At 45.2% G+C, this 24,726-nt stretch carries 27 protein-coding genes and 1 pseudogene; 11 read left to right on the plus strand and 17 right to left on the minus strand.

The annotated features are described in order from the left end of the window. Positions 1 to 117: 117 nt before the first annotated feature. The 3 genes from ACXABW_RS20695 to ACXABW_RS20705 form a co-directional block, all read right to left on the minus strand. Positions 118 to 429: a DUF4144 family protein gene (locus ACXABW_RS20695; protein WP_457525362.1), complete on the minus strand. Its 312-nt coding sequence runs from the start codon at positions 427 to 429 to the stop codon at positions 118 to 120. Between the two features lie 59 nt (positions 430 to 488). Continuing rightward, complete coding sequence (locus tag ACXABW_RS20700; RefSeq protein WP_457525363.1) at positions 489 to 1,106, minus strand: NUDIX hydrolase; 618 nt, start codon at positions 1,104 to 1,106, stop codon at positions 489 to 491. 153 nt (positions 1,107 to 1,259) lie between these two features. Further along, positions 1,260 to 1,628 (minus strand): VOC family protein, encoded by a 369-nt coding sequence (locus ACXABW_RS20705; RefSeq protein ID WP_252032400.1) that lies wholly within the window; start codon positions 1,626 to 1,628, stop codon positions 1,260 to 1,262. Positions 1,629 to 1,785: 157 nt separating this feature from the next. On the opposite strand from ACXABW_RS20705, the gene ACXABW_RS20710 reads away from it, so the two are divergent. The 3 genes from ACXABW_RS20710 to ACXABW_RS20720 all read left to right on the plus strand — a co-directional run bounded on the left by ACXABW_RS20710 (position 1,786) and on the right by ACXABW_RS20720 (position 3,026). Next, positions 1,786 to 2,286 (plus strand): outer membrane beta-barrel protein, encoded by a 501-nt coding sequence (locus tag ACXABW_RS20710; protein WP_457525364.1) that lies wholly within the window; start codon positions 1,786 to 1,788, stop codon positions 2,284 to 2,286. Between the two features lie 180 nt (positions 2,287 to 2,466). After that, positions 2,467 to 2,751: a damage-inducible protein J gene (locus ACXABW_RS20715; protein WP_457525365.1), complete on the plus strand. Its 285-nt coding sequence runs from the start codon at positions 2,467 to 2,469 to the stop codon at positions 2,749 to 2,751. Then, a complete protein-coding gene (locus ACXABW_RS20720; protein ID WP_457525366.1) occupies positions 2,748 to 3,026 on the plus strand; it encodes a type II toxin-antitoxin system RelE/ParE family toxin in 279 nt (92 codons plus the stop codon). The genes ACXABW_RS20715 and ACXABW_RS20720 overlap by 4 nt, the downstream gene beginning before the upstream one ends. 120 nt (positions 3,027 to 3,146) lie before the next feature. Here the strand turns inward: ACXABW_RS20720 and ACXABW_RS20725 are convergent, their stop codons facing one another. Then, positions 3,147 to 3,563 carry a GNAT family N-acetyltransferase gene (locus ACXABW_RS20725; protein WP_457525367.1) on the minus strand — a complete coding sequence of 139 codons (417 nt, stop codon included), beginning with the start codon at positions 3,561 to 3,563 and terminating at the stop codon, positions 3,147 to 3,149. Positions 3,564 to 3,649: 86 nt separating this feature from the next. Further along, positions 3,650 to 4,353 (minus strand): annotated as a pseudogene (locus ACXABW_RS20730) (PhzF family phenazine biosynthesis protein). A 201-nt stretch (positions 4,354 to 4,554) separates the two neighbouring features. On the opposite strand from ACXABW_RS20730, the gene ACXABW_RS20735 reads away from it, so the two are divergent. After that, complete coding sequence (locus ACXABW_RS20735) at positions 4,555 to 5,082, plus strand: hypothetical protein (protein ID WP_457525368.1); 528 nt, start codon at positions 4,555 to 4,557, stop codon at positions 5,080 to 5,082. Between the two features lie 118 nt (positions 5,083 to 5,200). Here the strand turns inward: ACXABW_RS20735 and ACXABW_RS20740 are convergent, their stop codons facing one another. The 3 genes from ACXABW_RS20740 to ACXABW_RS20750 all read right to left on the minus strand — a co-directional run bounded on the left by ACXABW_RS20740 (position 5,201) and on the right by ACXABW_RS20750 (position 7,838). Continuing rightward, positions 5,201 to 5,677 (minus strand): hypothetical protein, encoded by a 477-nt coding sequence (locus ACXABW_RS20740; protein ID WP_457525369.1) that lies wholly within the window; start codon positions 5,675 to 5,677, stop codon positions 5,201 to 5,203. 121 nt (positions 5,678 to 5,798) lie between these two features. Next, a complete protein-coding gene (locus tag ACXABW_RS20745; protein ID WP_457525370.1) occupies positions 5,799 to 6,980 on the minus strand; it encodes a hypothetical protein in 1,182 nt (393 codons plus the stop codon). 120 nt (positions 6,981 to 7,100) lie between these two features. Beyond that, positions 7,101 to 7,838, minus strand: coding sequence for a hypothetical protein (locus ACXABW_RS20750; protein WP_457525371.1), 738 nt, complete (start codon positions 7,836 to 7,838; stop codon positions 7,101 to 7,103). Positions 7,839 to 8,259: 421 nt separating this feature from the next. On the opposite strand from ACXABW_RS20750, the gene ACXABW_RS20755 reads away from it, so the two are divergent. Continuing rightward, positions 8,260 to 8,676, plus strand: a complete 417-nt coding sequence (locus ACXABW_RS20755; RefSeq protein WP_457525372.1) for a nuclear transport factor 2 family protein — start codon at positions 8,260 to 8,262, stop codon at positions 8,674 to 8,676. A gap of 13 nt (positions 8,677 to 8,689) precedes the next feature. Here the strand turns inward: ACXABW_RS20755 and ACXABW_RS20760 are convergent, their stop codons facing one another. The 6 genes from ACXABW_RS20760 to ACXABW_RS20785 all read right to left on the minus strand — a co-directional run bounded on the left by ACXABW_RS20760 (position 8,690) and on the right by ACXABW_RS20785 (position 14,025). Continuing rightward, positions 8,690 to 9,403 (minus strand): helix-turn-helix domain-containing protein, encoded by a 714-nt coding sequence (locus ACXABW_RS20760; protein WP_457525373.1) that lies wholly within the window; start codon positions 9,401 to 9,403, stop codon positions 8,690 to 8,692. Between the two features lie 172 nt (positions 9,404 to 9,575). Continuing rightward, on the minus strand, positions 9,576 to 10,394 hold the full coding sequence (gene phnX, locus ACXABW_RS20765; protein WP_457525374.1) for a phosphonoacetaldehyde hydrolase: 819 nt from the start codon (positions 10,392 to 10,394) through the stop codon (positions 9,576 to 9,578). 42 nt (positions 10,395 to 10,436) lie between these two features. Beyond that, entirely contained in the window at positions 10,437 to 11,237 is an 801-nt protein-coding gene (gene phnE / locus ACXABW_RS20770; RefSeq protein WP_457525375.1) for a phosphonate ABC transporter, permease protein PhnE, read from the minus strand. 1 nt (position 11,238) lies between these two features. Next, complete coding sequence (gene phnC / locus ACXABW_RS20775) at positions 11,239 to 12,054, minus strand: phosphonate ABC transporter ATP-binding protein (RefSeq protein WP_457525376.1); 816 nt, start codon at positions 12,052 to 12,054, stop codon at positions 11,239 to 11,241. Between the two features lie 21 nt (positions 12,055 to 12,075). Further along, the gene (locus ACXABW_RS20780) at positions 12,076 to 12,921 is read right to left on the minus strand and encodes a phosphate/phosphite/phosphonate ABC transporter substrate-binding protein (protein WP_457525377.1); all 846 of its coding nucleotides are present in this window, start codon (positions 12,919 to 12,921) and stop codon (positions 12,076 to 12,078) included. Between the two features lie 12 nt (positions 12,922 to 12,933). Then, positions 12,934 to 14,025 carry a phosphonoacetaldehyde reductase gene (locus ACXABW_RS20785; protein ID WP_457525378.1) on the minus strand — a complete coding sequence of 364 codons (1,092 nt, stop codon included), beginning with the start codon at positions 14,023 to 14,025 and terminating at the stop codon, positions 12,934 to 12,936. A gap of 193 nt (positions 14,026 to 14,218) precedes the next feature. Between ACXABW_RS20785 and ACXABW_RS20790 the strand changes: the two genes are divergently transcribed. Further along, complete coding sequence (locus ACXABW_RS20790; RefSeq protein ID WP_457525379.1) at positions 14,219 to 15,133, plus strand: LysR substrate-binding domain-containing protein; 915 nt, start codon at positions 14,219 to 14,221, stop codon at positions 15,131 to 15,133. Between the two features lie 145 nt (positions 15,134 to 15,278). Here ACXABW_RS20790 and ACXABW_RS20795 read toward each other — a convergent pair whose 3' ends face one another. After that, on the minus strand, positions 15,279 to 16,517 hold the full coding sequence (locus tag ACXABW_RS20795; protein ID WP_457525380.1) for a DEAD/DEAH box helicase: 1,239 nt from the start codon (positions 16,515 to 16,517) through the stop codon (positions 15,279 to 15,281). A 208-nt stretch (positions 16,518 to 16,725) separates the two neighbouring features. On the opposite strand from ACXABW_RS20795, the gene ACXABW_RS20800 reads away from it, so the two are divergent. Then, the gene (locus ACXABW_RS20800; RefSeq protein ID WP_457525381.1) at positions 16,726 to 17,949 is read left to right on the plus strand and encodes an MdtL family multidrug efflux MFS transporter; all 1,224 of its coding nucleotides are present in this window, start codon (positions 16,726 to 16,728) and stop codon (positions 17,947 to 17,949) included. Beyond that, positions 17,924 to 18,880, plus strand: a complete 957-nt coding sequence (gene yidZ, locus ACXABW_RS20805) for an HTH-type transcriptional regulator YidZ (protein ID WP_457525382.1) — start codon at positions 17,924 to 17,926, stop codon at positions 18,878 to 18,880. Before ACXABW_RS20800 ends, yidZ begins: the two co-directional genes overlap by 26 nt. Before the next feature lie 41 nt (positions 18,881 to 18,921). Here yidZ and ACXABW_RS20810 read toward each other — a convergent pair whose 3' ends face one another. Continuing rightward, on the minus strand, positions 18,922 to 19,827 hold the full coding sequence (locus tag ACXABW_RS20810; RefSeq protein ID WP_457525383.1) for a LysR substrate-binding domain-containing protein: 906 nt from the start codon (positions 19,825 to 19,827) through the stop codon (positions 18,922 to 18,924). A gap of 102 nt (positions 19,828 to 19,929) precedes the next feature. On the opposite strand from ACXABW_RS20810, the gene ACXABW_RS20815 reads away from it, so the two are divergent. Further along, positions 19,930 to 21,261: a 6-phospho-beta-glucosidase gene (locus tag ACXABW_RS20815; RefSeq protein WP_457525384.1), complete on the plus strand. Its 1,332-nt coding sequence runs from the start codon at positions 19,930 to 19,932 to the stop codon at positions 21,259 to 21,261. A 14-nt stretch (positions 21,262 to 21,275) separates the two neighbouring features. After that, the gene (locus ACXABW_RS20820; protein WP_457525385.1) at positions 21,276 to 22,037 is read left to right on the plus strand and encodes a carbohydrate deacetylase; all 762 of its coding nucleotides are present in this window, start codon (positions 21,276 to 21,278) and stop codon (positions 22,035 to 22,037) included. Positions 22,038 to 22,110: 73 nt separating this feature from the next. Here the strand turns inward: ACXABW_RS20820 and ACXABW_RS20825 are convergent, their stop codons facing one another. Then, entirely contained in the window at positions 22,111 to 22,593 is a 483-nt protein-coding gene (locus tag ACXABW_RS20825) for a GNAT family N-acetyltransferase (protein ID WP_457525386.1), read from the minus strand. Between the two features lie 367 nt (positions 22,594 to 22,960). Between ACXABW_RS20825 and ACXABW_RS20830 the strand changes: the two genes are divergently transcribed. Next, the gene (locus ACXABW_RS20830) at positions 22,961 to 24,703 is read left to right on the plus strand and encodes a sensor domain-containing diguanylate cyclase (protein WP_457525387.1); all 1,743 of its coding nucleotides are present in this window, start codon (positions 22,961 to 22,963) and stop codon (positions 24,701 to 24,703) included. The last annotated feature ends 23 nt before the right edge of the window (positions 24,704 to 24,726 follow it).

A 24,726-nucleotide genomic window follows, 5' to 3' on the forward strand; every position in this document is an offset into this window, starting at 1 on the left:
GATAGTCTCCAGTTAACAGATTTCCCCCCCTAACGACTCGGGCAGCATTAGGGTAAAGGGTTCTTTAATAGTTAGGTTTAAAAAGGCGTTTCAAGTAAGCCGCTAGATGCTTAAGTTTTACGATATCGACTGTATAGCTTCTTGTATGGATGAGAACTGTATTTTGGTCAGACACATTTCCGCTTTTGCGAATTCATGCTCTTGAATCAGCTGAGTAACAGCTTGCAAAGATAGCTGCACACCCGCAGGTTCAAACACGTAGCTGCCTCCTTCTTCACTCACCCTGTAACAGTGTCCATCGCTGTCGATAAGTCGATCTGAGCCATCCCAAATCAAGTCGTCCAATTCGATGCTGAGCTGACGTTCTGAACCTAAAAACATAAGCTCAGAATCACCGTCCAATTTAAAAATGCATGGCCAAATAATCATTACCTATCCCGTAGAAATAGTGATGCCCGTCTCCAGTATTGGTTAAACAATCTGTCCTATTAATCTACCAACACATCACTGGATGGGTTGTTAAAGTGTTTAAACATTAACTCAATGTCATCACGTAAAACACGACTTTTCGAAAGCTCAGGTAGGTTATCGAGATCGAAAAAATCTATATCGGAGATTTCAATGTTGCTAGTAGGAACGCCGGACTCGAAAGTACAAAGGAAAAACATCTTATAGATATGCTGAGGATACTTAGGAACATAGGGGTGAGAATCCCGATCTTTAATCGCAACTAATTTCGGATTACTTACGTTAAAGCCAGATTCCTCATACACCTCTCGAATAATACCTTGAGAAGGCGTTTCGCACACATCTGCCCAGCCACCAGGCAGCGTCCAACAATTGTCTTCTCGCTCACGAACGAGCAAGATTTTGTTGTCTTTAATTACACCCGCTCGCAAGTCCACTTTTGGCGTTGGGTAGCCAGATTCAGGAATGAACAAATTCTCGACTTTAGACACCGGAGCATCGGCTAATGCCGCTAACATTTGATGAGATATACTCGCCAGTTCATCAAACCGCTCTAGGTCGAACTTATCTTTCGAATATGCTTGACCCGTTTGACTGATAGCCTGAAGCCTTTTAACCCAACTAAACCATTGATTCATAAATCACTCCAACAAAAGTTAACACAGCACTAAAAGGGAGAGGCTACACTACCATTTAATCTAAACCATACCACCATAAACTCGAAACCCAACGATGGAATGAACCATACCAAGCGTTGGGCTTCAATCTTGAACAGTATTAGAGCGTAAAGCTCATTGATATACGCTGACTTCGATTAAATTTTTATCGAGATCCAAAAAGTAAACCGATTGAATCGGGCCAATAGCCCCCGACTTTTCTACTGGCCCCTCAATGATTTGAACATTCTCTTTGCTCAAATGCTCTATTACAGATTCCAGCGGCCAGTTAGAGATTAGGCAAACATCACCCGAGCCAACATTGGCAATATTTCGCGGCTCTTGCCCCAGAAGCTGGAAGTTAATCTTTTGATTTCCGAACCTCACCGCCTTACGGCCATTTGCAAAAGTGACCTCTTCCATACACAGCACCCTTTTATAAAAATCCACTGATTTTTCTATGTCGGAGACTGTAAGAACAAGGTGATCGATATGACTAATCATTATTTACTCCTTGGAGCCTAAGCTCTGTTAAATATTGAGTGACGCAACCACTTTACCTAAACCATCAGACAATTCTGACAACTAAAGTTGTAAAAATACAACTTAATATGAACAGTGTTTTTTTATAGGCTAAATCCATTGTAAAGGGGCCACAAATATGAAAAAACTTACTCTACTTTCACTTGCGATAACCTGTCTGCTACCGACTCTATCTTATGCTCAACCGGTATCAAGCACCGTTGGGCTAAGTTACGAATTCAGTAATGTAAAGGTTGGTAACACTACCGCGCACGTTAATGGACCACGGTTTCAAGCTTCTTCCGAATTACCTTGGGGAAATATCAAAGGTGCTGCTGCAACGTTGTCAGATAACTCGATCGACTATCGCTACTACACCCTAGCTATAGAAAAGCCAATACCAATCCAAGCGTCTAATTTCTACGTGTCCCCTGAAGCTGGAATGACTTACGCGGATTACTCTGATAACTCATATCACAAAGCAGATTTCGGCCCCGAGGTGGGCATGTCCATTGGATACAACATCAATGAACAGTTTCAAGTACAGAGTAACTACAACCATTTATTTGGGATGAAATCTGGCGAAATAAACTTGGAAGAAGATAGCGTTAGCCTAGGCGTTAAATACCGCTTTAACTAAAAGTACATAACCCACCAATTTATGATGGGTTCAGTTCAAATATTTGCATTAAGGTGATGTGCACTTGGCTATAAAGTTCCAAGCGTTTGTTAGTGACCTTCACCCGATAAATTGATTGTAAGTTGCCCAACCACAAACCTAGTGCTAACATTTGTACACACACAATGTATGGAGCACATCATGGACACTAGAATTCAATTTCGTGTTGATGAAGAAACAAAACGCCTAGCTCAACAAATGGCTGAGAGCCAAGGTCGCACTCTTAGTGACGCATGCCGTGAGCTTACTGAGCAACTCGCGGAACAACAAAGAAAAACATTATCTCACGATGCGTGGCTAACTGAACAAGTAAACCTTGCATTCGAGCAGTTTGACTCAGGAGAATCCGTTTTCGTTGAGCACCAAACTGCTAAATCTCAAATGGAAGATCGCAAAGCCAGAATCCGTAATCGAGGTAAGCAATGATTTTATGGGAAGAGGAGTCACTTAATGATCGCGAAAAGATCTTTGAGTTTCTTTACGACTTCAACCCCGAAGCAGCTGACAAAACCGACGAAATTATTGAAGAAAAAGTTGAGAACCTCCTGGATCAACCTCATATGGGAGTCCAACGAGACGGAATTAGAGGGCGGTTGCTGATTATTCCGGAGATTTCGATAATAGTTTCCTACTGGGCTGAAGGCGATATCATTCGCATCATGCGTGTACTGCACCAAAAACAAAAATTCCCAGCGGACTGATTATGTCTACAGGGAAACTAACGCCTTACCAAGTGGCTGACAACACAACATAAAACGTAAACACTAGAGTAGGTTCAAACCGAACATACCGAGCGTTGCAAACCACTCTTAATCAGACTTTTATGTGATAATCTCACGGCCTCGTTCCAGCACCCAGCAACGCTCATTTTTGGTATAACCAATTTGACCATAATAGTCATTAGCAGATGGGGCTGCGATTAGAAATAGTTTACAAGTAGGCTCTATTTGAGCTTGAGTCTGAACTTGTAACTGCTTGCCTATACCTAACCTTTGGTATTCTTCATCAACCGCTAGGTCGGACAGATAACAACAATAGTGGAAATCGGTAACTGAACGAGCAATACCCACAAGCTTAGTACCGTCCCAGGCTGTGACTATCAGATTGCTGTTGTTCAACATACCGTTGATACATTTGATATTTTCTATCGGCCTCCGCTCTCCCAAAGTAGAACGCTTAAGTAAATCAATGAACTCGTCAGCTGAAATCTGCCGATTAACTTTGTACTCAATATTCAATGTGACCTCCTTATCACCTATCACCTCACTAAGGTGCAGCTAACCAAACCGGAAACGACAAAGGTTAGCTATCTCTCTTAAACATTTTATTCAGCAGCCACTTCTCGTAGCTTTGCATTTGCTAGCAGCACAATTGAATCATCTGAAATACGCTTTACGCCAAAATAGCCACCTGACGACGAAAGCTGATGTACCTGAAGTGAATCGGAGCAGAGCCTGTCGCCAGATCTTCAGATATCCCAATTTTGGGTGCAAAGTATCTTAATACATACCCATTATCACCATTAGCCGCTGTCACAATCACAGCATGGTAATTGCTGAGCTGTTTGAATCGCGCATCATCAGGTTGGAAACTCATAACAGAGTCGACAGAAGGTAGGACTAAAACCAAGTCTCGAGTTGAAAACGCCTCAATAGCGTCAACCGCCAAGTCCGATATTTCGGTTGGAAGGACACATGGTTTACCTTTCCAACTAGGCAACGCAAGAGTATATACACCATTACTTTTAGCTATCGAGACGTCACCGTATTTGCTACTAAAAAGTACATTTTCGAGTTTGTACTTAGAGATAATGGCAGCACCAGCGCCTAAGCTACCATGCCCGCACAGGTTAATTTCTCCATCTTTTGCAAACCAGCGAATGTGGAATTGTCCATTCACTTTAATGACAAAAGAGGTAACTGGCAGCCCCGCTTCACAGGTAATTCTCTGTAACTCTTGATCAGAAAGCCAACTATCAAGCTCTAATACACCACAAGGATTACCGGATGCCGCTTCTCCAACAAACACATCATATATATCTAGTTTGATAATCCACCATCCTTGATTGCGGTTAACGTCTAATTAAAATGTGAGGCAGCCTGTCACGTAACCCTACCACATTAAACACTAAAACCAACGCATAGTGAAAGTGCCACGTGTTGTGAATCACTCTTAAACAGTTTGTTAGGTGTTCTATACTATTGGCACCATAAATAGTTAGAGCCTAATATGTTCCTCTTTTTCAGACGTTACTACAAAATCGCAGCATTTGTAGCCGCTACTCTTACATTAATACAGTTCATAAAACTAATGCCATCTTGCGGCTATGTTCCATTTTCTCCGGCAATAGCCCAAATAACCGAACTCACCGAGCCTATGCCAGTGCGACAAAAAGGGCCGCGTGATATTAAATGGGCGAGAACATTCTCGATAAAAAACTTAGGGAGCGAACCGCTTATTATTGGAGGAGTACAATTTAAGTCTATATCAAAAAGCAACGGCATAGATGTCGACGGTTGGTTACAAATCATCGATGTAGACAATGGACGAAATGCACTTTCGCTAACAGTAGATTCTTGCAATGAAAGGATTTTAGGAATTACATTTAAAGATGAACTATCTGTGCAATTAGAACGCATTCTAAAGTCCAAGGAATATAACTGCGTCATCTCATTTCATTATTTGGGAGAGGTCACGGGGCATGATGGAATTATTCGATGCAATTCTGAATACGCTGACATAATGACGAACACCTAACGCCCTGCTAAGGTGTGAGCAACGCAATGCCGAAGCCGCCGCATACCACCCACCTTAAACACTAAACGCAACGCATAGCAAAAATGCCAAGCGTTGCGAATCACTCTTAAACAGATTGTTAGTAGTGAGTTCTGACACCAAATGGATGTTTACTTGCCCGTACTTTAGCTATGGCGCTTTCAGAGCCTTTAACCTTCCAAGTTTTTCCTTTAGTATCTTCTAATGCTAGAGATTTAAGCTCACTATCATTGTCGTTATCTTCATCCCTAAACTTTGCCATCGGACCGTCAAACTTCCCCAGCTTATACTCATAGCTTTCGCTCTCCGCTAAAGTCACTATTTCACAAGCAGGGTTTAGATAGAACTTAGTGGTAGAACCATCCAAGTACTCCCCAACAATAAATTTTAAGCTTAGGCTTCTTTGCCCACAGTTCACAACTTCGACATGTACGTAAGAATATTCATCGGATTCATAATGTTTCCTCGAACAAATACCAATCTTTAAACGCCCATTGTCCTTCCACACCACATAAAGTGATACAAATAAACTCAAAACCGCTACTACTGCTGCAAAAATAGATACGATAATTTCCATATCACTTTCCTACTACTAACGCCCGCTTAAGTGGTGAGCAGCGCAATACGATGTTTCCGCACGCCACTTTAATCACTAGAATCAACGCATAGTAAAAATGCCACGCATTGCGAATCCGTCTTTAAGCGTTTGTTAAATTCTTATGCACGGTACGAAGATGATTCGTGAAACCTTCAAAACTAGAAGTAATAGTACATGGCTTTTTCTTAGCGTATTCATCCATGAAAATTTTTCCCAGGCGCTGAATGTTCATGATGTCACCTATGTCTACTGGAGTATCCATTAGCGTGGCATTGAAGGCTGACTTCACATGCCAATGGTTAACTTTGATAAAAGAGAATACTTTAAAAGCATTCGCTTCCGTATAAATATCATCTGGCTCTAAGTCCAATATCTCGGTCAAGCGTGACACGTACTCCTCAGGGCTTGATGTCAAGTTTTCATAAACGCTAGTGTGAAATGAGTCTGACCAAGTATACTGGCGATAATCGTTTAAGGCGACTAACACGCCAAAATTTAATGGCTCAATATCCATATCCCACCACTTACGAAATAGTGAAGGATATAGGTCAACTTCTAACAAAGTATTAACAAAATTACATTCGGACAATTCTGAGTGGAATTTCTGCGAAAAACTAACCCCTTTAACTTTTGCATAGTCATTGCAAACGTGATCAAGTAGCTTGGTTGAAAACTCACACGCAAGTTTGTAAACATCTATTACTTCATTAAATTTAGTGTCCCTATTTTTAAACTTTACATGGAAAAACCATCGCCTCGTAATACCCAAACATTCATATAAAGCACTATGCTCCAAATCCATAAATGCGATACTTTGAAATACCAAAACATCGTGGAACAAGTCACTGGTATTTTTGAAAGCTAAGTCCCAAGAGTATTCTCCAGGTTTTTGATGGTCACCTATTCCAATCTTTTGTTTATACGCAATATCTGACTGAATTCGATATAAACCCATAGATAGAGATTCTTTGGGAAAAACCAAAGATTGATGAGCACTCGTATTTCTGAGGTGTTTTAATATTTCAAACTGTTTAGTGTTCGATTCTCGAAACTTTTTTACAGATTCTCGTAGCCACTCAGGGCTGTTCTTAGTAGCGGTTTCAACGAAAAATATAGTACTTTTAAGTAGGTTGTTTAGCTCTAGTATAAACTTCTTTGGATTATGGTAGCTTGCATCCATGCTTATTTTGTTGTCGTTTACAACTTCAATGTTTTGCACAAGTAAAGGGTTTTCACTATTCATCACTTCAAAAAAGGGGGAACTATTTGCAACTTCAAACATACTAACCTCTAGAATTTAAAGCCGCATTAAGGTGTGAGCGGCGCTTGGCTATACTTGAGCGAAGCGAAACTGCCAAGCGTTGCGAATCACTCTTAAATGCTTTGTTAGGCAAATGTTGATTTAAATGTACAGATTCTTCTTTATAGACTTTCGCCAACCACGATAGGATTGAACAATAGCCTCTGTGATATCAACCATCTCGCGAGCTAATTCACCATATGCTGCCGAGTCTTCCCAACTCCCTGCACGATCACAATTAAGCTGAGGAGCAAGACACATTTTAAAGTTAGTGACTGTTTGACCATATGGATACTCATCAAAATGCTCATCTACGAATGAGGTGAAGTTTGATAAAGACTGACTGAGTTGAAGAGTAGTACCACTAAGCTCTGAGTTGAGAAATGAATTTGTAGACGAAGATGCTTGGTCTATAAAGCCTTTTAATTTCCCATAGTCGTCCCAATGAAGAGAGTCACCTGTTCTAACCCAAGAAATAAGGTTGTTTAAATAGTCTTCACTCAGAGCCTCATTCAGCCCTTTGAACACCTCAAGATCATGCTTATCTCGTTTTTCAACTTTAGCCTTCGTATCCACGGACAAAGCCATTTCGTAGAGCCCTGAATTTACAAGATGATAAATGAGACCCAAGCAACACAGAGCAAAGCCCCAAGCCGCATCTGAACCGTTAGTTAAGGATAGTTCAAAGGCTCGTTCGAATACGGCATTTACAACTGTAATCCACAAAGGAGTGCTCATTAAAGAAAGCCCAGAAACCACAATGAGCCAAGTGATCTTGTTGTAAAATTTTGGCTTCAAAGCTTCGATTAACTTAAGGATAAAACTGAATATACTGTCCATTGTTCTCATAATTTATTATTTGCCTAACAGTTATTAGACAGAAAAATTCTGCATTTAAATATAGAATTTTTCTGTCTAGTATCTAACCGTACTTTATAGTTCCTATTTTCCTTCATTAGAACAAGGGCTTATTGAAAAATCCGCGTAGTCCATCGACAAAATGCGGAAAGTTTCTGTCTAACATCACTTCAAGAAAGAAGTGATTCTAAGTTCCTATATAAAACGACAACCGCCCCCTTAAACTGAGCATATTCGTATTAGTAAATCGTGAGACAACCTCGCGAGCTAAACTTGTCCAACTTACGCAACTTCGTGGCGCAAACTCGCTAACTCAACTTATCTACAAGCCGTATTCTGATGCCGACAGCGAATCAACATGGTTATTCGCTTAGCCAACCCAAGCCACAAGGAAGCATCAATTATGAACCAGTTAAACACTTTTTCTGATGAGAAAGCAGCCCATTTTCTACAGAAGTTATTTACCGATTTATTTAACCCTCAAGATGAACTTTCCATAGTAGTCGATGAGTACATGACCGAAGACTACGTACAATTGGTCGATGGTAAAACACTGAATAAGAGCCAGTTTAAACAACACTTAGAGGCACTGTTGGATTCGGTTGAATCTATTAGCGCGACGCTTGAAAGCGTGATTGCATCGGGAAATACCATCGCAGACATCCACATCATAGATGCGATAAAGAAAGATGGCTCAGCTGTCAAAGCAAAGGTTATTGCATTCTTTTACCTTAGAGGAAGCAAAGTCGCTAAAGTCGATGAGCTCACTTACATCATTGAAGGGAACTCCGAGGATAAAGACATGGGATCACGATATTAGTGAAAAGGATGTACTATTTAGCCACTTCACACTTGTACTGGTTAAATGCAGCTGAAAAAGCGGATACGCTGCTATAGCCAAGGTCAAACGCGATATCTGTCATTTTTTGGCCTTGCCTATATTGTTGTAGAGCTTTTTCCATCACAACACTTCGGCGCCACGCACTAAAAGGCATTCCAAATGTGGTATTGAAGAGCCTGTTTAACGTTCGCTCAGATGCTCCACATCGCACGCTGTAGTGTGAAAGTGATGCCTTTATATTCGGCTCGGTACTTACGTGCTCAATGATAGGTAACAAGCGTTTAACGATAGAACCAGATTGAGATTTGCCTTGGTTCACCGCTACCTGTTGGGCTAACTGATCAAAAAACACGCCGGAGTATGCGTTGGCAACCGAGTCTTCCACCATTTTTTCGCGATGAGAGAAGTTGTCCATCAGTTGGACCCACAGAGGCGTGACTGACAATAGAGATATTGAGTCCGAATAGGTGGGAAGCAGATTCGCATCACAATGCATTATGCTCATCTTGCTCTTACGGACGATTCGTAGTTCATGTAAGCACTGAGAAGGTATCCAGAGCAATTGGCCACTCACGATAGCTAAAGCAGCGTCAGGTGAGTGAACGACTCCACAGCCGTGATGAACATAAACTAGCTGATCGACTTGATGCTTATGGAGACCAAAACCCTGCCCATTTGGGTAATCTTTGATGCTGTGTTTCAACATGAAATATCGCCTACTATCAAACTATTACATCGAAGTCCGTTTATCGGAAAACATCGTATCACCCAAACTATACCTGACGAAAGAAACTTAGTTGCTAGCCCACCTCCATAACAACAAACCCAGCCTTAAGCTGGGTTTGTTTGTATTCGCTAATAACAAGTCGATCTAGCGCTTACATCAATGGAGTTTCCCCTGCTTTGATTCGCGCTTCTATGTGCTCGATGACCTTAGGTAGCTCAGCAATGGTTTCGATTACGTAGTGCGCGCCAGCGGCGTACAGCACTTTTTCTGCTGCTTGTTTTCTTAGTTCAATGTCACTGGCCGTCATTGCTTGGAACGCTTCTGGCGTTGCACCAAATTCATTACCCGATACTGATAGGCCAATCGTCCACATACCTGCATTCAAGCCTTCGTGAATACCCGCTACGGCATCATCTACCTTCACACAATTGCTTACGCGTGTTACACCCAAATCAATAACGTTCTTGAGTGCCATCCATGGGCCTGGGCGAGAGCCTGCGGCAATCTCATCGCTCGCAACCACACAATCTGGCGCGTAGCCGTGCTCGCGGGCTGCCGGAACTAACGCATCCATTACTGGCTTAGGGTAACCAGAACATGAGCCGATTTTGATCGACTTCTCACGCAAGAAAGCCACCGACTCTAGTGCGCCGTCAATCGGCTCGGCAAACTTCACTACTTGCTTTATCTGCAGTGGCATAAAGGTGTGGTAGATATCTTGAGCATGCAGCTCGGTTGGGCGTTCACCAAATTGAGCAACCCAACGTTCGCTAATGATCTCATCGTTTAGCAGCGTACGAATATGGTCGATTTTTCCCATCCCCATTGGGCCGCGAGCCTCTGCCAGCGAGATTTCAAAATCGTAGGCCAATTGGAATGCATCAACAAAAATTTGCGTGGGTGCGAAAGAACCAAAGTCTACAACTGTTCCTGCCCAATCAAAGATAACCGCTTCAATCTGTTTGTTCATTGTCTTTACTCTTAATGTCTTTGTTATTTCAGTTTTTAGGGCTTATCGAATCATTTGGCGTAACTTTGCCGACATAATGTCAGTCGAGAACACCAACGCCAGAATCACCAGTACACAAGCCGCTGTATCGCCGTATTCGAACATCTTCATTGAGGTCATCAGCTCAAAGCCTATTCCGCCTGCGCCAATCATGCCCAGTACCGCCGAAATTCGGATGTTGGCTTCAAGGCGATACAAGATGACGCTGATCCAGTTCGGAAACACTTGTGGCAGCACAGCAAATAAAATAATTTGCAGCTTAGAACAGCCCGATGCTTTCATGGCTTCAATTGGGCCTTGGTCCATTTCTTCGATTGCTTCCGCAAAGAATTTACCCACCATGCCCGCGCCGTGCAGAGATAGCGCTAGCACACCAGCAAAAGGCCCTAGCCCTACCGCAGCCACAAAGATAAGTGCCAAAATCAGCTCGTTAATACCACGCAGAACATTCAGAACTTGGCGCGAGAAATGGTATACCGCCATATTAGGTGTGACGTTTTTGGCCGCAAGAAAGCTAGCTGGCAGCGCCAGCACAACCGCAAGTACCGTTCCCCACAAAGCGATTTGCAGAGTTTGAATCGCAGGGCCAATTAGGCTTTCGCTGATGTAACCTAGGTTTGGTGGCAACATGCGAGATAGGAAATCCCAAATCCAAGGCAAGCCTTTCACCAACGAAGAGACATCCATGCGGGCACCGATGGCCGACCAATGCAGCAGCGCATAAGTAGCTACAACGATTGGGATCAGAATCCACCAGCCTTTCTTAGGTGGGTTGGCAATAAACTGTAAGTTGCTAGATTTCATTTCAAGCCACCTTTTCTGCTTGGATACGTTGCTGACGGCGCTTTTCAGCCATGCGCAATACAAGCTGGCTGATGCTGTCGTCTTCTAAACCGGAGTAAATTTGGCTCACGATGTCTGGCGTTAGGTCTTCTGGCAGCCCATCAAAAATGACTTTGCCTTCCGATAGGCCCACAATGCGCTCGCCAAACTCCATCGCATAATCGATTTGGTGCAAGTTACACAGCACAGCGATGTTGCGCTGCTTACAGCTGTTTTGGATGTAAGTCAGCACCTTGCGTGATGATTTAGGGTCGAGGCTCGCGACTGGCTCATCGGCTAACATTAGCTCTGGATTTTGCGCCAGTGCTCGCGCGATACCGACGCGCTGCTGCTGGCCGCCACTTAGGCTATCGGCACGAGCGTTTTGCTTATCGGCAAGGCCAACTTGGTCTAAACACTCTTTGGCAATGTCGATGTCTTGTTTAGGAAACAGCTGCAATGCGCAGCTCCAAAACGGTAAGTTAGACATACGGCCAACTAACACATTTTTCAGTACCGACAATCGCTTAGTGAGGTTGTGGTGCTGGAAAATCATTCCGACTGACTGGCGAATTTTGATCAGCTCTTTGCCTTTTACATGAGCGATATTGTGGCCGTTCAGTTCAATTTCGCCGTCTGTCGCTTCGGTGAGTCGGTTAATGCAACGTAGCAGTGTGGATTTACCCGCGCCCGATGGGCCCAAAATCACCACAAATTCGCCTTCGTTGATCGTTAGGTCGATGCCTCGTAGTACCTGATTGTCGCCGTAGGACTTGTGTAAGTTATTTATCTTTAACATGATGATTCCTTAGCTCCGCAGCTACTTAAATTTGGCCGCTTCGCGCACTGGATCGTACGCTGCATCATTAGTTTCGACATAACGATTCACAATGCCTTGGTCACCAAATTGCACTGATTTCATTGATAAGAACGCCTGTTTAATACGCGCTTTATCGGCTTCTGGAATATCGTTACGCCACACCATTGGCGACTCTGGAATCGATTCAGAACGCCAAATCACTTTGTACTCATCTTTGCCAATAATGCCCTTCTCTACCGCAGAGTTAAGAATACGGTCGGCAACGGTAGCGGCGTCCACTCGGCCATGTTTCACAGCAAGAATGTTGGCATCGTGTGCGCCGGTGTACACCACGTTGGCGAAGAACTGGCGAGGCTCAATCCCTTCACTACGTAGCCCAACATAAGGGAACACGTAGCCAGAAGTCGAAGTCGGTGAAACAAACGCAAAGTTCTTACCTTTTAGATCCGACAGCTGGTTGATGTCGTCGGCGTTCGCAGGTGCAATGATTTGGCTGTGGTACGCCACATCACCCGCTTTGGCGGTTTCTGCCACCACAAACGCTTCAACATCGGCAACTTCCGCGGCTTTCACATACGAAAATGGACCAAGGTAAGCAATGTCGACGTGGCCAGCTCGCAATGCTTCAATCACACCGTTGTAGTCGGTTGCGACAAAGCCTTCCACTTCAACGCCCAATTGCTCGCTCAAGCCATTAATCAGCACTTCACTTTGTTTGATCATCGCGCGTGAATCCTCTGAAGGAATCAGCGCGATTTTGAGATCATCTAATGCCTGTACCGACAAAGAAGCGAGTACAGCACTGGCCGCAATAGACCATTTCAGCAGTGATTTTTTCGTGTTCATAATCCGTTACCTTTAAAAGAAAATATTCATCAGTTGGTTGGAACAACCAGAAAAGTTTTTACCGCGCTCACCTTGCAGGGCGTCTTCAACCACTTGCTTCCACTCAGAGCGGGTAAAACCATAATCTTCTGGTTGAGTTTGTACGTTTAATGCGTGAATCCATGTTTCGAGCTCTTGCGCCGCCGCGTTCAGATCTGCGCCAAACACCGTGCGCAGGTGCACCGAAGTTTCACAATCTGAATGAGAGAACGAAGCCAGAACCGCAGGCAAAGTAAATGAGCATGCAATGCCATGAGGTAGCCCTTTGCTTAGTGTGACCGCATAAGAAAGGTTGTGAGATATGGATGTTTTGGTATTCGAGAACGCTAAACCAGCATTGAGTGAGCCTTGCATCATCAGGCTACGTAATTGCAGGTTGCTTGGTGCCTTAACCAGCTCAGGGAGCGTTGAAAGAATCGTAGTGATCGCTTGCTGTGCAAACATCAGTGACACAGGGTTACAATTACGATTCCAGATACTCTCCATTGCATGGGAAAGGGCATCTAACCCAGTTTGCACCGTTAGCGAAACAGGCAGTTCTAGAGTTAATTTCGGGTCGCAAATCGCCGCTTCTGGATACAAGCTTGGGTCACTCAGAGAAAACTTCTTGTTTGACGCCTTATCCCAAATAGTTGCCCAGCAGGTTACTTCGCTACCAGTACCCGTGGTTGTCGGCAATACGATCATAGGTAACGGGTTGGCAACAACTTCACCTTCCACCAGAACGTTACGAATTACCCCTGCGTTCGACTTAGCGACCGCCAATGCCTTAGTGGTATCAATCACCGAGCCGCCACCAATGGCGACTAACACTTCCACGTCGGATTGGTGCGCTGAAAAGGCGTCGCAGATCACAGGTAAGTCGGCGATATCTGGATTTTCAGAGACTTGATTGAATACGGATTGGCCACCCGCGACAGAGCTTAGAATCTTCCCCGCTAACTCATCAAAATAAGGATGATCGTAAGTGACGATTGCGTACTTACGCCCATGTAACGCCGCTTCCAAAGCAGGTAGCGCGTCTTGTCCAAAGCTAATACTGACTGGGTTGTGAAATTGCCACATCGTTGTGTTTCTCGTGTCTTGTTCGTTTCGATGTGCAAACTTTAATTTATGAAAATGACACTAATGTTTAATGAAAATACTATTTAATCACTCCTAACATAGAAAAAATCGAAGCTCGTTTTTAACGGTATATGGCATGGCGATAAGCCGCTAAATACCGAAATATGGACAGCAACGTCAGTTAGGAAACGCAATGAAGCACACGCAATTACGCTCTTTTCACACCGTGGCGAAACTGGGCAGCTTCGCTAAAGCGGCAGAGGCGCTCAACATTTCTCAGCCTACGATTACCGCGCAAGTTCGTGACCTTGAAGAGCAATACAATGTGGTGCTGCTTCACAGGCAACGCAACAACAACCGCCTCACCGACACAGGCAAAGAGCTGTATGAACAGACTCGGCTGCTCTTCTCACTACAAGAGCGCGCCAAAAAGCTACTGGAAGCCAGCGGTTCACTCAAAGTGGGGCAATTTAATGTTGGGGCAGTGAGCCCAGCGGCGGTACTGCCACTGATTGAACGATTCAAACGTTATTACCCCGATATCGACGTAAAGATTCGCACCGGAGGCTCGTATCAAATTCGTAATGGCGTGTTAAGCGGGGAGCTAGAAATCGGCATGCTGGCGTATCGCGACCCTAACCCCAAGCTTGTTTCAACCAAAGTGGCAGAGCAGCCTGTCGTGTTGGTTGTTCCGAACACTCACAAATTGGCTGAGCGTGATTCAATAACACTGGCCGAGCTAGAGGGAGTAAAACTTATTCATCGAGAGTCCGGCTCTACCACCCGCAAGATCATAGAAGATGAGTTGGTGCGAAAAAGCATTGTCACCCACAGTGAACTCGAAATCGACAGCCGAGAAGGGGTAAGAGAAGCCAGTATTTATGGGCTAGGTATTAGCTATGTCGGGTTGCATGAGTTTCAGCCTCACCCGAACATTGCCATGGTAAAAATTTCCGACCTAGAAACCATGTCGAAGTCGTATTTGATTCATCTTAAAGAGTTAGAGCAACTACCGGTGATCAAAATTATGCAGCAGTTAGTTGCAAGCTCGGTAGTCGGTGAGCCAAATTTCTCGGGAACACACCATCATCGCCGCGCAGAGCAGTAACAGATATTGTGCAAAGCTAATCTAGAGGGTTTCATCAAGTGTTTTTGCTCAATTAGCCCACTTGATGGCCTCATCTTCCCTACCTGCAAGATACCAAATCGGGTGTCATACGGCTCGCTTTACAATGTAAATTTAAGCGATTCTATTAAGACTTCTTTGGTGCCAAACGCTTGGACTTACCTTGAAACTGCTTGATGCTTTTTTTGCTGTTGGTTCGGCGGTTGGCTTTTTTATCGCGCGGGGCACGCTTACTCTCGCCCGTCGACGGTTTGTCGGTCACAGGAAAACCGTCCAACGCTTGCAGACGCAGTTCACGTTGAGTGAGGCTTTGAATCGCTGTTAATGCCTCCATTTCACCATGACATACCAACGACATCGCAACGCCCAGTTGGCCTGCTCGGGCAGTACGCCCCACGCGGTGAACGTATGTTTCTGCATGCATTGGCAGCTCAAAGTTCACCACTACGGGCAACTGCTCAATATGAATACCACGAGCGAGAAGGTCGGTTGCAATCAATACCTGTGTCTTTCCAGATTTAAACTGAAGCAACGCTTCCTCTCGCTCTGTTTGGCTCTTATTACCGTGCAGCGCATTGGCCGCTATTCCGGCCTTATTAAGTTTCTTGGCCAAGCCATCAGCATTCTCTTTGGCACCAATAAATACCAACACCTGAGCCCATTCATTTTGCTTGATGAGCTCAATCAGCGCCTTGGTTTTACTGCCTTTGTTGACAAGATACAGTGTCTCGGCAATATCCTGATTGGTGCTGTATTCTTGGTGGGCAGCGAGTTGCTTTGGCGCATGCATCAATTGCTTCGCTTTTTGCTTTAACTCATCAGAAAACGTGGCCGAGAACATCGCAGTTTGACGTTTTGTAGAGGTTTGCAGCGCGATGCTTTGTACCTCTGGCCAAAAGCCCATATCGAGCAAACGGTCGGCTTCATCTAAAATAAGGTACTGCACCTGACTCAGACTCAGGCCACTGTTTGCCAAATCCACCAAGCGCCCCATGGTTGCAACCAAAATACTCGGTTTTTCAGCAAGCGCTTGTTGTTGCAGCGCTTTGTCGACGCCGCCACACAAAGACACCGCATTGAGTTTAAGCGATTTACCAACTTGGTTAATCGCTTCTGTCACTTGAGTGGCGAGTTCACGCGTCGGCACCAATACCAACCCTTGCTGCTCGGCGTTTACCTTAAGCTTTTCTAGTAAAGGCAATCCATACGCTAAAGTTTTTCCACTACCAGTATTGGCCAGCGCCAAGACGTCTGCCCCGCTCATTAGCTCTGGAATCGCCAAACACTGAATGTCTGTCGGTGATTTGAACTCTTTTGGTAGAGCGTGAATAACATCAGAACTCAATGAGAGAGTGGAAAATGACATGGAGTTGGCCCTTAGCGTGGAGGCAGGAGAACTTGTAAATATAGCCGCGGACTGTATCACAATTGATTGTAACTGACACAAAAATACAGGATTAGCGTTCGGCTCGGCCATGTCGTAAATGGAAATACCTGTTGTCATAATGGCAACACGCCTATTGCCGTGATTTCACCTATTATCCTCACATTCAATTGATTTCAGTGAGGTGGGTATGTCCCGATTTCTTTTGTGCAGCTTTGCACTTGTATTGCTTTATCCAACGGCCATCGACCTCTATTTAGTGGGTTTGCCACAAATTGCGGCCGACCTATCGGCCACAGAGTCGCAACTGCATATTGCTTTCTCAATTTATTTAGCGGGAATGGCAGCAACCATGTTAGTTGTTGGACGCATCGCTGACCGGTTTGGACGTAAGCCGGTTGCCATGTTTGGTGCATTGGTATTTGCGGTTGCATCTTGGTTTGGAGGGGCTACTACGTCGAGCGAAAGCTTCCTAATGATGCGCTTCTTCCAAGGTGTGGGAGCGGGCTGCTGTTATGTCGTAGCGTTCGCCATATTGCGCGACACGCTAGACGATCAAAAGCGCGCTAAGGTGCTGTCGATGCTCAACGGCATTACCTGTGTGATCCCTGTGATTGCACCAGTGATTGGCCACCTGATTATGCTTAAATTCCCTTGGCCAGTGTTGTTTACTGCCATGGCGTCGATGGGGGTTCTGGTTGGCCTCATTGCGACGTTCGTTCTCAAAGAAACGTTGCCAAGTAAAGCCCGCAAACCGTCTTTGCAAGCAGCCGAGGAAAACGGCTTGGCAACAAAGCTAGATTCGAAGAGCAATGAATCTCTTACGGATCCTATGTTCATGTCTCGCGTACTTGTTACCTCACTTGGCGTTACCGCGATTCTGACTTACGTGAACACCTCACCGATGATTTTGATGGAAATACTTGGTTTTTCACGCGGTGAATACTCCGCCACGATGGCACTCACTGCACTTGTCAGCATGCTGACATCATTCTCAGCGCCGTTCGCATTGTCGTACTTCAAGCAACGCTCCATTCTGCTTGTGTCGCAGAGCCTAGTTATCGCGTCGGCTATCGTCATTCTTGCGGCTCACTTGAATGGCGATAGCTCGACCCTCTATTTAGCTGGATTTGCGATCCTCTGCATGGGGTTCTCGATTGGCTTTGGCGTTGCAATGAGCCAAGCGCTAAGCCCATTTGCCCAGCGCGCTGGTTTGGCGAGCTCTACATTAGGCATCTCTCAGGTGTGTTTTTCAGCTGTGTATATATGGTTGATGGGCATGTTAGGCGTGTCGGCTATTGCGATGTTAGTGATTGCACTGGCTGCCGGTGGCGCTATCGGCTTGACTCTAATAGTATTAGTGTCAAATCAACCACGTAGCGATGGCCATGAAACGATCTCTTGCACGCCTTGACCTAAACCTGTTGTTCACTCTGCAATTGCTGTTGCAAGAGCAGAGTGTCACCAAAGCCGCTAAAAAGCTCAGTGTGACGCCTTCTACGGTGAGTAAGTCTTTGGCGAAACTGCGTGATTGGTTTGATGACCCACTGTTTGTGAATACCCCGCAGGGGCTGCGTCCAACACCACTGGCCAGCAGCATGGAAGCCAGCCTATCTGATTGGCTACAAATCGGCAGCGAGATAGTGTCACGCCGAGGCGACGAAGCACCAAGCGGAGTGCGCTTTAACTTAGGGGTAGAGTCGCCCCTCTCGCTGATCATGGTTGATGAACTCACATCGCGAATTCACCACACCTACCCTGACTCTAAAGTGAAATTCCACAACTGGGACTACGACTCACTCGATGCCATCACTCGAGGCGAAGTCGATATCGGCTTCACTGGCCGAGAAAGCCACCCGCGCTCTAAAGAGTCACTCGATTTACTGCCCTACTTCATTGATTTTGAGGTGCTCTTTACCGACTTACCTTTGGTTTACGTACGAAACGACCACCCTGTATTACAGCAAGAATGGAGCTTGGAAACCTTTCTGAGCTATCCGCATATCAACGTAACGTGGGAAAAAAGCGAAAGCTGGGCATTGGATGATATTTTGATAGAGCTTGGCCAGCACCGTAACGTGAACCTCACCATGGCGAGTTTTGAGCAAGCACTGTTTGTCGCAGAAAAGCCGGGGCACAATATGATCACTACCGCACCAAAGTACTGCCAACGGTATTGTAAACAACTGCACCCAAACCTCGTCGCTCTGCCTATTCCGATTAATGAAGAGCAGCAGCACAAACTCAATATTCCGTTTACGATGATTTGGCACAAACGCAATAATCAAAACCCCAAGATTCAGTGGCTCAGAGATACAATTAAAAGCTTGTATTGCAATGGGTAGATTAACGCCCCAAACGCTGGTTATCTGAATACGACAAGCGGTTAGTCAGGCAGCGTATCACATGCAACTTGCTGATGAATCCATTTAGAAAATACCTGAAATTTGGTTCGGTGCTGCATTCCTTGTGGGCACACTAGATCGTAGCCTTTGCCTGAATCAATTGAGTCAAATGGCGCAACCAGCTGCCCGCTATCGAGCATCGGTTGCACAAACTCCATTCTGCCAAGTGCGACCCCCATGGAGTAGCGAGCCGCATCAATGGCCTGCTCGTTAAAGCTGTACAGATCGCTTCCCGACACACTGTCGATATCGAGCCCAACTTCTTGCAACCAATGTGGCCACGCATTACGCGATCCACTATGAATAAAATTCGCATTACGCAGATTGTCGATACTGTCTAACAGACCGTGGTCTTTCGCATACTGAGGCGAACAAACGGGCGTACGAATGCCAGCAAACAGGCGCTCGCTGTGATGGTTGGGATAACGGCCTTCGCTATAGAAAATGGCCACATCGTAGGGATCAAACTGAAAATCCGAACGGTTCTGTTTAGTCTGCAATTTCAGGCTCAAGTTTGGGTATAGCTTACGAAAGGAGCTTAACCTCGGCAGCAACCAAGCAGAGGCAAAATAGCCAGACGTACCGATATAAAGTTCACCACTTAACTCACCGCTTTGAATATCTTCCAACTCTGAAAAAATCAGCTCGAACGACGTGTTTAGCATCGCCAGTACGCGCTCCCCTTCAGGAGTCAGTTCCAAACGACGAGTTTTGCGCACAAACAAGTGGAACTTCAGTTGCTGCTCGAGTTTTTTGATTCGGTGGCTCACGCCCCCTTGAGTCAAAAACAGCTCATTGGCTGCAAGGGTAAAGCTCAAGTGCTTCGCGGCAACACTAAAAGTATGCAGCAATGACAAAAGTTGCTGTCGATTGGAAAGAATACTCATGCATTAACTCAGCTAATTTATAAAAGGGATAACTCGTTTGTCGACTAGTATAACACCGATATAAATTAAGCCATGTAATCCAATATCAATAAGGTGAATAGCATGGCAAAACAAAAAAACTTAAAAGTTGTCGTTATCGGTGGTGGCTCTAGCTATACACCAGAATTAGTTGAAGGCTTGCTGACTCGTTCTCATGAACTACCAATTTCGGATCTTTGGTTAGTCGATATCGAAGAAGGAATGGAAAAGGCAGCCATCATCGCCAGCCTAACTGAACGTATGATTGCCAAAGCAGGTTGCCAGATCCGCGTTCACCTTACGACCGATAGAAAAGCCGCGCTCGAAGATGCGGATTTTGTTTGTTCTCAGTTTCGTGCAGGGCGTATGGAAGCCCGCCTTCGTGATGAGCGAATCGCGCTAAAATACAAAATGATTGGCCAAGAAACCAATGGCCTAGGCGGCTTTTCGAATGCCTGCCGTACCATTCCAATCGCACTTGAAATTGCCAAAGAAATGGAAGAATTGTGCCCGAACGCATGGTTACTGAACTTCACCAATCCATCAGGCATGGTGACCGAAGCACTCACTCGCTACTCAAACATCAAAACAGTCGGTTTGTGTAATGTGCCCGTCAATATGGAACGTGGCGCAGCGAAGATGCTCGATGTCGAACGAAAAGACATCACCATGCAAATCGCTGGATTAAACCATTTGGTTTGGGCAAGAAAAGTGTTGCATAAAGGTGAAGATAAACTTGAGCAAGTTCTTGAAGAGCTGCTGCAAGGCAATGATCAAATGACGCCGAAAAACATCCCTCCATTCAATTGGGATGCTGACTTGCTACGCGACATGGGCATGGTGCCTTGTGCGTACCTGCGTTATTACTACCAATCACGCGACATCATTAATAAAGAGTTTGAAGCCTCAGAGTCGAAATCAAACCACGCTGATTTGGTTGCGAAAGTCGAAGCACAACTGCTGGAAATCTACCGCGATCCAAACTTAGACACTAAACCAAAAATCTTAGAAGAGCGTGGCGGTGCTTACTACTCTGAAGCAGCCTGTGAGCTAATGAGCAGTATTTACAACAACAAACGTACTATCATGCACGTCAACACTCGCAACAACGGCGCAATCCAAGGTCTACCAGACGATTGTGCGGTTGAAGTCAGCGCGGTTATTACCAGCAGTGAAATTCTGCCGCTCAACGTTGAACCGTTCCCTACAGATACTCTAAGGCTGATTCAATTGATGAAAGAGTTCGAGACCTTAACGGTTCAGGCGGCGATGACTGGCGACATTAATGCAGCCAAACGAGCATTGATTCTTAACCCAATTGTCGACGCTGGTACACACATCGACGATGCGCTGAGAGAAACCGTTCGAGAGAACATCGAATTTATGCCAGCATTCGCACATATATTGGAGCAATAAGCCGAGGAGTCTCCATGAAACTGATAATGAACGCCGATGACTTCGGTTTAACGGAAAGTGTTAATAATGCCATTGTTGATTGCTTCAAAGCTGGCATTGTTCAGTCGACCACAGTAATGATGAACCAGCCCGGCACGCAGCATGCTGCCGAGCTATACCGAGCAGGTAAAGTCACCAACGTCGGGTTGCACTTTACCGTCACGGCAGGGAAACCGTTACTGCCAGCAGAGCAAGTCGCAAGCTTGGTTGATGAAAATGGTGACTTCTTAGCCAAGTCCGTCTTGCTGAAAAAAACCGATGTATGCCCTAAAGAAGTCTACAATGAGCTCCAAGCCCAATACGATGCTGCATTGAAAGCAGGCTTTAAGCTGACTCATATTGACACTCATCACTTTGGTGGTATCTACCCAGCACTCAAACAGGCGTTCATTCAGTTTGCAAACACCGTACAAATTCCGGTAAGACGCGTTGATTCCATTGTGGCAGGGCAAGATCCTCTCAACGTAAAAACACCTGACGTGTTTGAGCTCGGATTCTTCAACAATGGCGCAACCATGGAGCACCTGAAAGCCATTCTATCGGCTTACAAATCGCAAATACCGAGCGGTAGCGTGGAGCTTATGTGTCACCCAGCAAATCAAGTAACCGAAGAGCTATGCTCACTCACAGGCTATACAGATAAAAGGCTAGAAGAGTTGCAAATACTCACTTCACCAGAACTAAAGCACTGGTTGGAAGTCGAGAAGATTCAATGCATCAGCTTTAATGATTTGTAATATAGCCACTTAAAGAACAAGCCCCGCACTAGTTGCGGAGCTTGTTCATTGATGGAAATCACAGTGGTACTCGTTACAGCGATTTAATCATCCACACATCACAACCGTTATGAAGCGTGCCTTCCAAAGGCTGTTCTAGATGTTCAAAGCCAAGGTGTTCGTAGAGTCGAATGGCCGAATCCATGTTAGACAAAGTATCTAAGTAGCAACGTTCAAAACCTTGCTGTTTGGCATATTCTAAACACGCCAATGTGAGCTTTTTACCTAAGCCCAAGCCTCTGCTTTGCTCGAGCAAGAAGAGCTTTTTCAACTCACAGGTCGCCTCTACATCGCCAAATGGGGCCACTCCACAGCCCCCGACTACTTCACCGTTTACCAACGCGACTAAATATAAGCTGCGATGCTCTTCGGTATAGTACTGACTCATGCACTCCACTTCTGCATCCGATGGCCCAAAGCCGTCACCGACAGCACCATACTCTCGGCCAACTTGTTTGATGATTTGGCAGACATCACTGTCGTGTTGTGGTGATATTTTGACGATTTCTACGCCCATCGAGGCTCTCCTTGGTTAGAGCGTGTTGCTCTACACGCCCTCAAAATACTCAGTGTTGGTGTATTCGTTATAAAGCAAAATATGAATAAGAAAAAGAGTAAGTGCTGCAAAAATCAGCTCGAAAGTTCAACAGCCTCTAATAACCTTGAAACGTGATTCAAGCTGTAAAAAATTAGGGTCTGCGCCTCCAATTTTTGACCTTGCACCATAATAAATGAGTTTTATATCAACTCGATAATGCAAACCCAAATATTCCGTCTAAACTAAAGAATTAAATGTTTATATAAAGGCTTGTTTATAAAGAAAAACCATACCATAAGTAAGGTGAAAATAAACAAGCAAATGCTAGGTGATCTGCGGGGCTGTTATGAAAAAAAAATCGTTCGCTAAATTTCAATATTTTCCGATCATCACCCTTGCACTTTCTATGCTGGCTGGGGGCTACTTTTATAATAAAACGTTAGACGATTGGTTAACCCAAATAGTTAGCGGTTATATGCTCAATTTAGTCGATGATGTTTCCCATCAAGTGCAGGAAAAAAACCTCGACTTGTACGACATGAGCACCACAGAAATTGACCAATTCTTGGATACCCTTTCTCAAGCTGGTGTCGGGCGTAGATTCACCATCATTCACAGCAGTGGCAAAGTATTAGGGGATTCACAGCTCAACGGGCGCGAAATTGCCAATACTGACGACCACAGTTCACGCCCAGAGGTGATCGCAGCATTGGCTGGCGTTCATGGGATAGCTAAACATTACAGCTCTACCGTTAACCAAGAAATGTTATATGTCGCCAAGAAGCTAGAACTGCCACCGGATGAGCATGGTCACGACTCAACCTACGTGCTCAGATTAGCCATGCCGATGACCACACTGACTTCGATGGCGAAAGAGTTACAGCTGATCGTTTTTGCGCTTTTAGCTGGCTCACTAGTGATCCTGGTGTTCTCATCTTGGGTTTCTAACCGCCGCCTGCTGTTTCTGATCAATAATGAGCGCGACCAACAAGAAGAACGGATTCGCCGCAGCACCCAAGAAATCGAGCTACTCCATCGCCTAGCCAACATGCTAGCTGCATGTAACAACATCAAAGAAGCACAAACCGTTGTAGCCGATATCATCCCTCGCATCTTAGGTGACATTAATGGCTGTGTATCCATCATGCGTGAATCGCGTAACCAATTGGAAGTGAAGCTCGATTGGGGTGGCGATTGGCCAGCCAATAAGATCTACGCTCCCCATGATTGTTGGGCACTTCGCAAGGGTAAATACCATTTATCAGCGGATGAACATCATCACCTGCCTTGTAGCCACATGAGCCAATGCGAAGACCAAGGCCTCACCCTTTGTATCCCTTTAACTGCACACGGTAATACCGTAGGTATGTACCACCTTTATTTTGGTCAGGAAGTGAAAACCGTCTCCGAAGAAACTAAGCAGCTCGCATTTACCATTGCCGAGCACTTAGGCTTAGCACTGGCGAACTTAAGCCTGCAAGAGAAACTCCGCTCTCAAGCACTCAGCGATCCACTTACGGGTCTATTCAACCGTCGTTACTTTGAAGAAGTGTTCGACAACGAGTGGTCTAAATCGAGTGCAGACCAAACGCCTCTGTCACTGTTAATGCTTGATCTCGACCACTTCAAGCGATTTAACGACAACTTCGGTCACGATGCAGGTGATTACGTGCTAAAAGAAGTTTCTAATCTGCTTAAAAGAGTCATTGGAGAAGAGCATGTGGCGTGCCGCCTAGGTGGAGAAGAACTGGCTGTCATCAGCCCAAATTGCACCATAGATGAATCCCTTGCCCTTGCAGACGAAATAGTCAGAGAGGTGCGAGAGCTGCATCTAGACATGAAAGGGTTATCGCTTGGTCAACTTGGTGTATCTATTGGTGTTACCACCTACCCTGATCTCAATGCATCCACTACCGAGCTAATCAAAGCGGCTGACACTGCACTTTACCAAGCTAAGAATAATGGCCGAAGCCAAGCCATTCATACCAACAAGTCCGACGCGGCACTGGTTGAGCTAAAACAGGCAAACAAACCCTCTGCAAAAAAGGCGAAAGGCACTGAGCTCGATCCTGTCGACTTCGCTAAGTAAGCAGGAAAGAGCCTCCTCTTTTA

The organism is Vibrio paucivorans (assembly GCF_054053395.1).